This window comes from Methylogaea oryzae, assembly GCF_019669985.1.
GTDB classification, from domain to species: Bacteria; Pseudomonadota; Gammaproteobacteria; order Methylococcales; family Methylococcaceae; genus Methylogaea; species Methylogaea oryzae.
Map to the genome: position 1 here is coordinate 832610 of NZ_AP019782.1, position 13317 is coordinate 845926.

Genomic DNA, 13317 nt, shown 5'->3' on the forward strand with positions numbered 1-13317 from the left:
AATCAGCCTAGGAGATCACAGCCATGAGCAAGCAATACGTATTCGCCTTCGACGAGGGCGACGGCAAGAACAAGCACTTGCTGGGCGGCAAGGGCGCCAATCTATGCGAAATGACCCAGATCGGCTTGAACGTGCCGCCGGGATTCGTCATCAGCACCGAGGCTTGTTTGGAGTACCAGGACCTGAAGGGATTGCCGCCGGGCCTGATGGACACCGTGCGGGAGTATGTGCGGCGTTTGGAGGGCAAAGCCCGCAAGGGTTTCGGCGACGCCTCCAATCCCTTGCTGGTGTCGGTGCGTTCCGGTTCCGCCATGTCCATGCCGGGCATGATGGACACCATCCTCAATCTGGGCCTCAACCAACAGACCTTGCAAGGCCTGATCGCGCAAACCGGCAACGAACGCTTCGGCTATGACGCTTATCGGCGCTTCATCCAGTTGTTCGGCAAAGTCGCCCTGGGCGTGCCGGACGAACCGTTCGACGAGGCTTTCGACGAGATCAAGCGGGATGCCGGCGTGAAAGCCGACGTGGCGTTGAACGCGGAACATCTGAAAGAAGCCAGCCGTCGTTTCCTCGACGTGGTGCTCCAGCACACCGGCAAGCCGTTCCCGGAAGACGTCTACGAACAGCTGGAAATCGCCATCAAGGCGGTGTTCAACTCATGGATGGGCAAGCGGGCGGTGGACTACCGGCGCGAATTCCACATCACCCCGGACATGGCCAACGGCACCGCCGTCAACGTGGTGGCCATGGTGTTCGGCAATATGGGCAACGATTGCGCCACCGGCGTGGGTTTCACCCGCAACCCCGGCACCGGCGAAAACGAAATGTTCGGCGAATATCTGGTCAACGCCCAGGGCGAGGACGTGGTGGCCGGCATCCGCACCCCCAAGCCGGTGCAGGAGATGGAAAAGGAGATGCCGGACCTATACCGGCAGTTGGTGGACCTGCGCAACAAGCTGGAAGGGCATTACCAGGAAGTGCAGGATTACGAGTACACCATTGAAAAAGGCGTGTTGTACTGCCTGCAAACCCGCAACGGCAAAATGAACGCCGCCGCCATGGTGCGCAGTTCGGTGGAAATGTTCGAGGAAGGCCTGATCAGCAAGGAGCAAGCCCTGCTGCGCGTCAATCCGGAACAGTTGGAACAATTGCTGCACCCGGGCTTGGACCCCAAGCACAAGCAAGCGCCGTTGGCCCAGGGCCTGCCGGCCTCGCCCGGTGCCGCCAGCGGCCGTTGCGTATTCGACGCGGATCAGGCGGTGATCCTCGGCCGTGCCGGCACCAAAGTCATCCTGGTGCGCGAGGAAACCAAGCCGGAAGACATCCATGGCTTTTTCGCCTCTGAAGGCGTGCTGACCAGCCGCGGCGGCAAGACCTCCCACGCGGCGGTGGTCGCCCGCGGCATGGGTAAAGCCTGCGTGGCCGGCGCGGAAGGCATCCAGGTGGACGCGCGGGCGCGCTTGGCCACGGTGGGCGACGTGGTGCTGCGGGAAGGCGACGTCATCACCATCGACGGCAGCAACGGCAACGTTTACCTGGGAGAAATCCCCACCATCAAGCCGGAGTTCTCCCGGGAGCTGAGGACCTTGTTGGGCTGGGCCGACGAAGTCGCCACGCTCAAAGTGATGGCCAACGCCGACACTCCGGCTACCGCCAAAGTGGCCCTGGATTACGGTGCCATGGGCATCGGCCTGTGCCGCACCGAACGCATGTTCAACGCTGTCGAACGGTTGCCCATCGTGGTGGAGATGATCCTGGCGCACACGGTTGAAGAGCGGCAAGCCGCTTTGGATAAGTTGCTGCCTATTCAGCGCCAGGACTTCAAGGACATCTTCACCATCATGGCGCCGCGCCCGGTGACGGTGCGACTGCTCGATCCGCCCATGCACGAGTTCCTGCCCAGCGAGCACCAGTTGGAAGACGAGTTGCAAGCCCTGGAGCAATACCGCATGTCGGTGCGGGGGCGCACGGCGGCGGTGGCCGCCATGCGTTTGGACCACGCGCCGGACAGCATCACCGAGGACCAGGTGTCCGCCATCATCGCCCGCAAGGAGCGCATGCTGCGCAAAGTGCGCGAACTGTACGAGGTGAATCCCATGCTGGGCCATCGCGGCGTGCGCTTGGGGATCACCTATCCGGAAATCTACGACATGCAGATCCGCGCCATTCTGGAGGCCGCCGCCGAATGCCGCCAGGCGGGCACTCCGGTGACGCCGGAAATCATGATCCCGCAGGTGATCACGTCCCAGGAGCTGACTTTCATGCATCGGGAAGTGAACCGCATCCAGGCGGAAGTGGAGAGCCAGACGGGCGTGAAGCTGGAATTCAAGTTCGGCAGCATGGTGGAAACGGTACGGGCTTGCACCCGCGCCGGCGAGCTGGCCAAAGTCGCCGAGTTCTTCTCCTTCGGCACCAACGACCTGACGCAGGCGACCTTCTCCTTCTCCCGGGAGGACGCGGAGAACAAGTTCCTGCCGCTGTATACCGACAACGGCATCCTGCACGACAATCCGTTCGAAGTGCTGGACGTCAATGGCGTCGGGATGTTGATGCAAATGACCGTGGAACAGGGCCGCAAGACCAACCCGGCTTTGAAAGTGGGCATCTGCGGCGAGCAGGGCGGCCACCCCGCCTCCATCAACTTCTGCCACAAAATCGGCTTGAGCTACGTGTCCTGCTCCGCACCCCGCGTGCCTGTGGCGCGTTTGGCGGCGGCTCATGCCAAGTTGAAGGCCAAGTAAGGGCTAGCCTGCGGAAAACGGCGCTAAAACCGCACAGGTTTTAGCGCCGGCGGGAAGACCAGGGGAGGGGCGTTTCCGGTGTCCGGGCGGCACGGGGAATCGCCCCGTCCCCTTTTTCTTTGCGCCTAGGGGGCCGCCGTTTCGCCGAGGATGTAGCGATCGCCTTCCTGCGGGCAGAGGCAGACGACGTTGCTGTCGAGGTCCCGCAAATGCTGGGTGGCCTGCGCCAGCTTGCGGTCGATGGCTTCGTCGTCCTGGCCCGGGTCGTGGTGGAATAAATGGAGCGCGCGCACGTTGGCGCTGTGCGCCAGCTGCGCGACTTCGCGGGTGCAGGAGTGGCCCCAGCCTATCTTGTCCGGGTATTCCTCGTCCAAGTAGGTGCAGTCCGTAATCAATATGTCCGTGTCGCGCACGAAATCGATCAGCCGTTTTTGCAGCTCGGCGTTGTAATAGGCATTGTCCGCCGGATAAATTTCGTTATCGGTGATGTAGCAAACGGACTGCCCCCTGTAATTGACGCGGTAGCCCAGGCAGGCGCCCGGGTGGTTGAGCAGCATGCTTTTGATTTCGAAGTGGCCCACATTCATGGTTTCCTCGCGCATGTCGCGGAAGTAGACCCGTGCGCCGAATTCACGGATCGTTACCGGAAAGTAGACGTCGTCCATCTGCGCGGAAACGATTTCCCGGAAGCTGGTGTGGCCGTGGGCGGGACCGATGATCTCCACTTCGTTGCCCTTGACATAGAGCGGGGTAAAAAACGGAATGGCGTTGATGTGGTCCCAATGGGGGTGGGAAATCAGCAATTTGGCGGTGACTCTCGCCGTGGGGCGGGCCATCAAATGTTTGGCCAGGCTGGTGATGCCGGTGCCCGCGTCGAAAATGATCAGCGGCTCGTTGTCCACCGCCAGGGAAACGCAGAGGGTATTGCCGCCGTAACGTATGGTTTGCTCGCCGGGAACCGGCAAAGTTCCCCGGGTGCCCCAGTAGGCCAATTCGGCGTTTTTGGACATGACGGCGAATATTTCTTTGAGGAATTGGTCCAGGTTCGACAAGAGCTCTTGCTTGACCAGGAACGCGTCCGCGCCCACCGCTCTCGCCCTCCGCTTGTCGAACTCGTAGGTTTTTGCCGTGAGGATGATGATTTTGGTGTCTTTCAGCTCGGCGAGCTTGCGCAAACGCACGCACAACTCGAAGCCGTCGATGACCGGCATCATCAGGTCCAATAGGATGGCATCCGGCTGGAAAGCGAGCACCGCATCCACCGCGTTCTGCGGAGCAAGGGTGGATTGCACCTCATGTCCCGCCGCCTGGAGCGCATGAGTAACGAGAGCTACGATGGTCTCGTTATCGTCAATGACAAAAAAACGCACGTAAATCCTCCGGCAAAACGCGTTTCGTGGCAGCAATCATAGCGCGCCATCCCAGTTAGTATCGGATAAACGCGGAAATTGTTGGCATATTTTTTAATTATGGATGTTCGCTGGAGGACTGTATCGACCATCCGCGGCCCGTTCTTTAGACGGGATCGAATTGCCGGCTCCATGTCGCTTCGCCATCATGCGCAGCGTGAATCAGGTGCTAACATGAATAGCCAATTTCCCTACAGCGAGGACGGAGCTTCCCATGACCAGTCCCAAGCCCCATGACATGACCCATCCGGCCGACCTGGCGCGGCACGGCCAAGGTACCGGCCCGGTGCGCAGCCGGCGGCCGGTGTACGTGGATCAGTTGCCGCCCTGCAACAACGCTTGCCCGGCCGGCGAGAACATCCAGGCGTGGCTGGCTTTGGCCCAAGCCGGCGCATACGAGAAAGCCTGGCGGGCGCTGGTGCGGGACAACCCGATGCCGTCGGTGCATGGACGGGTGTGTTACCACCCTTGCGAAAATAGCTGCAACCGGGGACAGGTGGACAGTCCGGTGAGCATCCACGCGGTGGAGCGTTTCCTCGGCGACATGGCCTTGCGCGAGGGGTGGCAGGTGCAGCCCGACGCGCCGGCCAGCGGCAAGCGGGTGTTGGTGGTGGGCGCCGGGCCTAGCGGCTTGTCGGCCGCTTACCATTTGGCGCGGCTGGGCCATGCGGTGGAAATCCACGAGGCGGGCCCGGTGGCCGGCGGCATGATGCACTTCGGCATTCCCGCCTATCGCTTGCCGCGCGACGAACTGGCCCAGGAGGTGGCGCGCATCGAAGCCATGGGCGTGACCATCGTGCTCAACCGCAAGGTGGACGACCTGTTGGCGGCCAAACAAGCGGGCGACTTCGACGCGGTGTTCGTGGCCGTGGGCGCGCACCTCAGCAAGCGGGTGGAGATACCCGCCCGCGACGCCGGCAAGATCCTCGACGCGGTGAGCTTCCTGCGCCAGGCCGCTTCCGGCGAGCCGCCGGTCCTGGGCCGGCGCGTTGCCATCTACGGCGGCGGCAACACCGCCATGGACGCGGCCCGCGTTGCCAAACGCCTGGGGGCGGAGGAAGCGCTGATTATCTACCGGCGCGACGCCGAGCACATGCCGGCCCACCGTTTCGAAGCCGACGAGGCGATGGAGGAAGGGGTCAAGATCAACTGGCTGCGCACCATCAAGGAAATCGACCAGACCCACATCCAGGTCGAAGTGATGGAGATCGACGATCAGGGGTATCCAAAGCCCACCGGACGCTTCGAAACCCTGGAAGCCGATGCGCTGATCCTGGCCTTGGGCCAGGACACCGACAGCGGCTTCCTCAAGGCTATTCCCGACATCCAATTCAAGTCCGACGGCACGGTGATGGTCGATGCCAACATGATGACCGGCCACGCCGGCATTTTCGCCGGCGGCGACATGGTGCCCAGCGAGCGCACGGTGACGGTGGCCGTGGGCCACGGCAAAAAGGCCGCCCGCTGCATCGACGCTTATCTAAGCGGCACGCAGTACGTCAAGCCGCCCAAGCACGACATCGTCGGCTACGAAAAGCTGCACACGTGGTACCTCACCGAGGCCGAGCAGCGTCATCAAAGCTCCGTGGAGGCGGAGCAGCGCGCCTACGGCTTTGCCGAAGTGGTGCATGGCCTGAGCCAGGCCGAGGCCACTTACGAAGCCAAACGCTGCTTTTCCTGCGGCAACTGCTTCGAGTGCGACGGCTGTTACGGTTCCTGCCCGGAACAGGCCATCGTCAAGCTGGGGCCGGGGCTGCGTTACCGTTACGACTACAGCTTGTGCACCGGCTGCGCCGTGTGTTACGAGCAATGCCCTTGCCACGCCATCGAAATGATCCCGGAAGCTGGAGCCTAAGCCATGAATTCCCCGCAGGTAACGACCCTGGAAGGCAACGAGGCGGTGGCTTACATCGCCTACCGCGTCAACGAAGTCTGTGCCATCTACCCCATCACCCCGTCTTCCACCATGGCGGAACTGGCCGACCAGTGGGCGGCGGAGAGTGTGCCCAACATCTGGGGCAACATCCCCACCATCGTGGAAATGCAGAGCGAGGCCGGCGCCGCCGGCACGGTGCACGGCGCCCTGCAGACCGGCGCCTTGACCACGACGTTCACCGCGTCGCAAGGCCTGCTGTTGATGATTCCCAATATGTACAAGATCGCCGGCGAACTGACCCCAGCGGTGTTCCACGTGGCGGCGCGCTCCCTGGCCGCCCAGGGGTTGTCCATTTTCGGCGACCATTCCGACGTGGCGGCGGTGCGCGGCACCGGTTTCGCCCAGCTGGCGGCGGGCGGCGTGCAGGAGGCCCACGACATGGCGCTGATCGCCCAGGCGGCCAGCCTGGCTTCGCGCATTCCTTTCGTGCACTTTTTCGACGGCTTCCGCACTTCCCACGAAGTGAACAAGCTGGAGCTGATCGCCGACGAACACATCCGCGCCATGATTCCCGACGAACTGGTGCGCGCCCATCGCGGCCGGGGATTGAACCCGGACAATCCCTTCATCCGCGGCACGGCGCAGAACCCGGACGTGTATTTCCAAGCGCGGGAAACCGTCAACCCGTTTTACGAGCGCCTGCCCGCCATTGTGCAGGAGGCCATGGACCGCTTCGCCGGCCTCACCGGCCGGCACTACCGCTTGTTCGACTACTACGGCCATCCGGAAGCGGAGCGGGTGGCGGTGGTGATGGGCTCCGGCGCCGCCACTCTCAAGCAGACGGTGGCTAGTCTGCAGAAGCAGGGCGAAAAAGTCGGCGTGATCCAGGTGCGTTTGGCCCTGCCGTTTTCCGCCGAGCACTTCCTGCAAGTGCTGCCCGCCACCACCAAAGCCATCGCCGTGCTGGACCGGGTCAAGCTGCCGGGCGCCACCGGCGAGCCCTTGTACAACGACGTGGTGACGACCTTGATGGAGGCTTTTGCGGGCGGACGGCTGCCTTCGGCCCCGACCGCGCTGGCGGGAGAGGGGGGGCAGAAGCCCTCGCTGCTGGGGTGGTGGCGCGGCGAGCAGGGCGCGGGCGATTGGCCGCAGCAGGCGACCATGCCGCGCATCGTCGGCGGACGCTACGGCTTGTCGTCCAAGGAGTTCACCCCGGCCATGGCCAAGGCGGTGCTGGACGAGCTGTCCAAACCCCAGCCGAAAAACCACTTCACCGTGGGCATCCAGGACGACGTCAGCTTTACCAGCCTGGACTACGATGCGAGCTTCGACATCGAGCCGGACAGCGTGGTGCGCGCCCTGTTCCTCGGCCTGGGGGCCGACGGCACGGTGGGCGCCAACAAGAACAGCATCAAGATCATCGGCGAGTCCACGCCCTTGTACGCCCAGGGCTATTTCGTCTACGACTCGAAGAAATCCGGTTCGCGCACGGTGTCCCATGTGCGCTTCGGACCCGATCCCATCGACTCGCCCTATCTGATCCAGTCGGCCGGCTTCATCGGCTGCCACCAGTTCGGCTTCATCGAAAAAATCGACGTGCTGGAAAACGCCAAGGCCGGCGCCACCCTGTTGCTCAACAGCCCTTACGGGCCGGACGAGGTGTGGCGCAACCTGCCGCGTTCGGTGCAGGAGCAGCTCATCGCGAAAAACATCGCCCTGTACGTCATCGACGCGGCCAAAGTGGCGCAAGACACCGGCATGGGCAACCGCACCAACACCATCATGCAGACCTGCTTCTTCGCCATTTCCGGCGTGCTGCCGCGCGAGGAGGCCATCGAAAAGATCAAGGCGGCCATCAAGAAGACCTACGGCAAGAAAGGCGAGGAGGCGGTGCAGAAGAACTTCGCCGCCGTGGACCACACCTTGGCCCATCTGTACCCCGTCGCGTTGCCGAAGGTCGCCGACAGCGCCATCACCATTCCGCCGGTGGTGCCGCCCGCCGCGCCGGAGTTCGTGCAGAAGGTGACGGCCAGGATGATGGCCGGCCAGGGCGACAGCCTGCCGGTGTCCATGTTGCCCATCGACGGGACTTATCCTTCGGGGACGACCCAGTGGGAAAAACGCAACATTTCCGCTTTCGTGCCGGAGTGGGAACCGGATATCTGCATCCAGTGCGGCAATTGCAGTTTCGTCTGCCCGCACAGCGTGATCCGTTCCAAGTTCTACCCGGAAACCCGGCTACAGGCGGCGCCGCGAGGCTTCAAGTCGGCGCCCATTTCCGCGCGGGGCTTTCCGGAAACCCGCTATACCTTGCAGGTTTACGTGGAAGACTGCACCGGCTGCGGTTTGTGCGTGGAGGTCTGTCCGGCCAAGAGCTTGCAGGAAAGCGGGGTGAAGGCCATCAACATGAAGTCCAAGGAGCCTATCCTCGAGCAAGCCCAGGCCAACATCGGCTTCTTCGAGACGCTGCCGGTCAACGACCGCTCGCGGGTGGATTTCTCCTCGGTGCGCGGCGCCCAGTTCCTGCAACCCTTGTTCGAGTTCTCCGGCGCTTGCGCCGGCTGCGGCGAGACGCCCTATGTGCGGCTGTTGTCGCAGCTGTTCGGCGACCGTTTGCTGATGGCCAACGCCACAGGTTGCTCGTCCATCTACGGCGGCAACCTGCCCACCACGCCCTGGACCAAAAACGACGAAGGGCGCGGGCCGGCCTGGGCCAATTCGCTGTTCGAGGACAACGCCGAATTCGGCTTGGGCTTCCGCTTGAGCGCCGACAAGCATTTGGACCTCGCCAAGCAATTGGCGCTGGAGTTGAAAGGCCAGTTGAATGCCGAACTGGTGGACGAAATCATCGCCGCGCCTCAGCTCAGCGAATCGGAAATCCGCCGCCAGCGCATCCGCGTCGCCGAATTGAAAGCCGCCCTCATCCAGCTGGGTACGGACAAGGCCCGCGACCTGTTGTCGGTGGTGGATCATTTCGTGCGGCGCAGCGTGTGGATCATGGGCGGCGACGGCTGGGCCTACGACATCGGCTCCGGCGGCGTGGACCACGTGCTGGCCAGCGGCCGCGACATCAACGTGCTGGTGCTGGACACCGAGGTGTACTCCAACACCGGCGGGCAGATGTCCAAGTCCACGCCCCTGGGCGCGGTGGCCAAGTTCGCCGCCGCCGGCAAGCAGGTGGGCAAGAAGGACTTGGCGTTGCAGGCCATCTCCTACGGCAACGTCTACGTCGCCCGCATCGCCATGGGCGCCAACCCGCAGCAGACCCTGCTGGCCCTGCGCGAAGCGGAGGCCTACCCGGGACCGTCCCTGGTGCTGGCCTACAGCCACTGCATCGCCCACGGCATCAACATGCAGCACGGCTTGAAGCAGCAGGACCTGGCGGTGGCCAGCGGCCACTGGCCGCTGCTGCGCTACAACCCGGCGCTGCGCCAGTCGGACAAAAATCCCTTCGTGCTGGATTCGCCGCGGCCGCATATGAAATTGAAGGATTACGCTTTCAACGAGCTGCGCTACAAAATGCTGGCCCGCGCCCACCCGGAAGAAAGCGAGCACCTGATGGCCATGGCGCAGCAGGTGGTATTACAGAAATGGGATGTCTACGAAGACATGGCCAGCCGCAGCGGCAGCCATTTCCATCCCGATGTCGCGGTTAAATCTTGAGGGGGAAGACCATGGATCTGAGCACGAAATACATGGGGTTGGCGCTGAGCAATCCGCTGGTTGCGTCCGCCGGGCCGCTGTCGGGCACCCTGGACGGCATCAAACGCCTCGAGGACGGCGGGGTGGCGGCGGTGGTGATGTTTTCCCTGTTCGAGGAGCAAATCCGCCACGAAAACGCGGCGTTCTCCCATTTGATGGAATTGGGCAGCGACAGCTTCGCCGAGTCCTTGAGTTATTTCCCTGAAATGGGCGCCTACCAAATCGGGCCGGAAAGCTACCTGGATTTGATTCGCCGGGCCACCGAGACGGTGGATATTCCCGTGATCGCCAGCCTCAATTGCGTCAGCGACCGGGGCTGGGCCGATTATGCCAAGCAGATGCAGCAGGCCGGCGCTCACGGATTGGAATTGAACGTTTATTCCGTGGCCGCCGACCTGGACATGGACGGGGCCGCCGTGGAGCAGCGCTACCTGGACATACTGTTGGCGGTGAAAGGGGCGGTGAGCATACCGGTGTCGCTGAAACTCAGCCCGTTTTTCAGCGCCATGGGGCACATGGCCAAGCGCTTGGATTGGGCCGGAGCCGACGCGCTGGTGCTGTTCAATCGCTTCTACCAGCCGGATATCGACATCCAGGCTTTGGAGGTGGCGCCGACGCTGCAATTAAGCTCGCCCGGCGAAATTCGTCTGCCCTTGCTGTGGATCGCGCTGTTGCACGGAAAATTGCGGGCGTCCCTTGCCGCTACCCGGGGAGTGGATACGGCGGACGAGGTCGTCAAATATTTGTTGGCCGGCGCCGATGTGGTGATGACCACTTCCGCCCTGTTGCGCCACGGTCCCGCCTACGCGGCGACTTTGCTGGACGGGGTAAAGCATTGGATGGAGGGACGCGGGTTTGGCTGCATCGAGCAAATGCGCGGAATCATGAGCCACGGGCGCGCCGCAAATCCGGCCGCTTTCGAGCGGGCCAACTACATACGGGTTTTGGAGAGTTATCAAAGTCCCTACGCGTCCACTTGACGCGCGAGAGGCGGAGGTGCCGGCCGCGCAACGCATGGCTTTACGGCGTTTCGCTCGCCATGTATTTTGTTTCTGCCGGGATTAATACCGGCTTTCGGACATCGGAAGTGACCCAAGGGTTACGCCGCGGTCGTACGGGACATCCGGCCGTCGCCGCGTTTCCAGTTGTTTGTGCTGTTTGCAATGCATATACGAAAAAGAAGTGCATTTTTAATTTTTTGCCTAGTCGCCATCGCCGCCTTCGTTCTCGGCAGCGCAACCTCCGAGCGTTTCCCCATCGTTTCCGGCGTGTTGAAGCTGGTTACCCCCTGGGATAGCCCCGAAATCGCGGAGTATCCCAAGGGATTCCGCCGCATCGCCTTTGTCAGCTCCAACGACGGCACCAAGCAACCGGCGTTTTTTCGCCCCAGCACCGGCGATAAAAAGCGTCCTTTGCTGGTTTCCCTGCACACTTGGTCGGGTACCTACGAGCAAGCCGATCCGTTGGCGTTGAAAGCGCAGGAAAACAACTGGAACTATATCCATCCCGACTTTCGCGGTCCGAACTGGACGAAAGAGGCCTGCCTGAGCGACAAGGTCATCGCCGACATCGACGACGCCATCAGTTTTGCGATCCAGGACGGTTCTGTCGACAAGGACAATATTTTCGTCGTGGGCGTCTCCGGCGGCGGCTATACGGCGCTCGGCGTGTCGCAGCGCACCAGCCACCGCTTGAAGGCGGTTTTGGTATGGGTGCCGATCAGCGATTTGAATTCGTGGTACAAGCAGTCCCGCCAGCGCGAGGACGATTACGCCGACAGCATTTTGCGCTGCACTTCCAGCGGGGCGGTGCTGGACGAGGCCGAGGCGGCCAAGCGTTCGCCCATCAATTGGATTTCCTCCCGTCCCAGCGAGGCGATAGTCGAAATATACGCGGGCATCAACGACGGTTATTCCGGGGCGGTGCCGATCACCCACGCGTTATTGTTTTTCAACAAAATCGCCAGAATGCAGGGCAAGAAGGAAGACATCATTTCCGAGAGCCAGATGATGCGCTTGCTGTCCAAGGAGATCGACGTGCCGAAGGGGGCGTTGCAAGGGGACGGGCGCATTATTTTCACCAAGTCTTCCGGCAAAACCGCCATCAATATTTTCGAGGGCGGGCACGAAATGCTGACGGATTACTGCGCCCAAAGGATCAAGGAGTTGGCCGCCACGCCGTAGGCGGCGGGGCGGGGGAAGCCAGAGTGGAGCGGGAAACCGGAACGGGTGCCGGTAAGCCGTTCGCCGGGGCTGTCCCCGGGGAACGGCTGGAGGCGCGGGGTGCTTAAGTGGTTTGCGGTACCGGCTTGAAAATGCTGTTCCAGCCGGGAATGCCGTTGCGCAAATAGCGGCGGATAGGGCATTCCACGTAATGGTGGCTGGCGAAGCTCAGCGCGAGCAACAGGCCCATGAAGCACAGCAGGGCTAGATCGGTGTAATAAAACGATTTGTCCCAGCCCATGGCGGCAACCCCGTAAGCGAAGAACAGCTGCAAGGGAAAATGGGTGAGATACAGGGAATAGCTGAGGTCTCCCAGGGGAGAGAGTGTTTTCCCCATGGCGCCCCGGGCCGTTTCATTGGTCACCAGGGTCAACAAGGCCACGGGAAACAGCCAGCCGGTAACCAGCAGCCAGGCGATGCGTCCTCCCATGGCTGTGTCGTAGCCATAACCCGCCGGCGCCAGCACGGCTTCCATCAGTTGGTTGATGGCCGGCGTGACGAAGCCCAGTTTGATGTCCAATACGGCGACGGCGAAGCCGGCGATCGTGGCTGCGCTCAATGGCGTTTTCCAGCGTTGGCACAGGCCCTGGGCCGCCATTTTGGCGTAGAGGTAGTAGACGAATCCGCCCGCAAAAAACGAAAACAGGCCGCGGCCAAGGTCGGAATTGCGTCCGCTGAGCACCATCAGCGTCAGGACGCCGATAGCCGCCCAACACCAGTGGAAGACGTTTTTCCGGCATATCAGGAAAAACAGCGAGTACAACAGCACTTCGACGGAAATGGACCACACCGGCAGATTATAGGACGCGGCTCTCTGCAGCCCCCAGCCGGTGGCGAGAAATACGTTCAACGCGAAATGATAGGCGTCGTTGCCGGGGTTGACGAAAAAGTCGCCGGTTTTACTGAGCATCAACTGCTGGCCCAGCAGCACGGCGATCAGCATGCACAGATGCACCGGATACAGCTTGGTGAAGCGCAGCCAGAAAAACTCCTTCATGCTGATTTCCAGGCGGCTGATGCGCGTCCCGTAAAGCCAGAAAAACAGGAATCCGGACAAGCAGAAGAAAAAGTCCACGGCGAGGTAGCCTTTTTCGTAGAACGGGAACAATACCGCATAGAACGGCTGGGCTTTGGCGTCGAAGACGCCCGGCGTGGTGCCGTTGTAGAACAGGTTCTTCCAATGCCACATCACGACTGCGAGGGAGCAAAAGCCTCGCGTGGCGTCCAGCGAGTAAAACCGCTGCGGGACGGAATTAGCTGAAAGGGTCATGGCAATTCTCCTTCAACATGCTGCTCGGATAATGGCTGAGTTGATTACCGCCGATGGCTAGTGGGTGTCGTACTGGTGTTGTAAGAAGAGCAAA

Annotated in this window: 7 protein-coding genes; 5 read left to right on the forward strand and 2 right to left on the reverse strand. The window is 62.0% G+C overall.

The features are described from left to right. The first annotated feature begins 23 nt into the window (after nucleotides 1–23). A complete protein-coding gene (gene ppdK, locus K5607_RS04100; protein WP_221048287.1) occupies nucleotides 24–2744 on the forward strand; it encodes a pyruvate, phosphate dikinase in 2721 nt (906 codons plus the stop codon). Between the two features lie 125 nt (nucleotides 2745–2869). On the opposite strand, the gene K5607_RS04105 is transcribed toward ppdK, so the two are convergent. Beyond that, nucleotides 2870–4114: a response regulator gene (locus K5607_RS04105; protein WP_221048288.1), complete on the reverse strand. Its 1245-nt coding sequence runs from the start codon at nucleotides 4112–4114 to the stop codon at nucleotides 2870–2872. 253 nt (nucleotides 4115–4367) lie between these two features. Between K5607_RS04105 and K5607_RS04110 the strand changes: the two genes are divergently transcribed. From K5607_RS04110 to K5607_RS04125, 4 genes are all read left to right on the forward strand, one after another. After that, entirely contained in the window at nucleotides 4368–6008 is a 1641-nt protein-coding gene (locus K5607_RS04110) for an NAD(P)-binding protein (RefSeq protein WP_221048289.1), read from the forward strand. 3 nt (nucleotides 6009–6011) lie between these two features. Beyond that, a complete protein-coding gene (gene nifJ / locus K5607_RS04115; RefSeq protein ID WP_221048290.1) occupies nucleotides 6012–9692 on the forward strand; it encodes a pyruvate:ferredoxin (flavodoxin) oxidoreductase in 3681 nt (1226 codons plus the stop codon). Nucleotides 9693–9703: 11 nt separating this feature from the next. After that, nucleotides 9704–10711 (forward strand): dihydroorotate dehydrogenase-like protein, encoded by a 1008-nt coding sequence (locus K5607_RS04120; RefSeq protein ID WP_054773125.1) that lies wholly within the window; start codon nucleotides 9704–9706, stop codon nucleotides 10709–10711. Nucleotides 10712–10894: 183 nt separating this feature from the next. Next, the gene (locus K5607_RS04125; protein ID WP_054773119.1) at nucleotides 10895–11914 is read left to right on the forward strand and encodes an alpha/beta hydrolase family protein; all 1020 of its coding nucleotides are present in this window, start codon (nucleotides 10895–10897) and stop codon (nucleotides 11912–11914) included. A 103-nt stretch (nucleotides 11915–12017) separates the two neighbouring features. Here the strand turns inward: K5607_RS04125 and K5607_RS04130 are convergent, their stop codons facing one another. Beyond that, nucleotides 12018–13223: an acyltransferase family protein gene (locus tag K5607_RS04130; RefSeq protein ID WP_221048291.1), complete on the reverse strand. Its 1206-nt coding sequence runs from the start codon at nucleotides 13221–13223 to the stop codon at nucleotides 12018–12020. Between the last annotated feature and the right edge of the window lie 94 nt (nucleotides 13224–13317).

Excerpts from the sequence above, each read along its gene's own strand:
- nifJ (WP_221048290.1), top strand. The coding sequence starts at position 6,012 with ATGAATTCCCCGCAGGTAACGACCCTGGAAGGCAACGAGGCGGTGGCT.
- K5607_RS04120 (WP_054773125.1), top strand. The coding sequence starts at position 9,704 with ATGGATCTGAGCACGAAATACATGGGGTTGGCGCTGAGCAATCCGCTG.
- K5607_RS04125 (WP_054773119.1), top strand. The coding sequence starts at position 10,895 with ATGCATATACGAAAAAGAAGTGCATTTTTAATTTTTTGCCTAGTCGCC.
- K5607_RS04110 (WP_221048289.1), top strand. The coding sequence starts at position 4,368 with ATGACCAGTCCCAAGCCCCATGACATGACCCATCCGGCCGACCTGGCG.
- K5607_RS04130 (WP_221048291.1), bottom strand. The coding sequence starts at position 13,223 with ATGACCCTTTCAGCTAATTCCGTCCCGCAGCGGTTTTACTCGCTGGAC.
- ppdK (WP_221048287.1), top strand. The coding sequence starts at position 24 with ATGAGCAAGCAATACGTATTCGCCTTCGACGAGGGCGACGGCAAGAAC.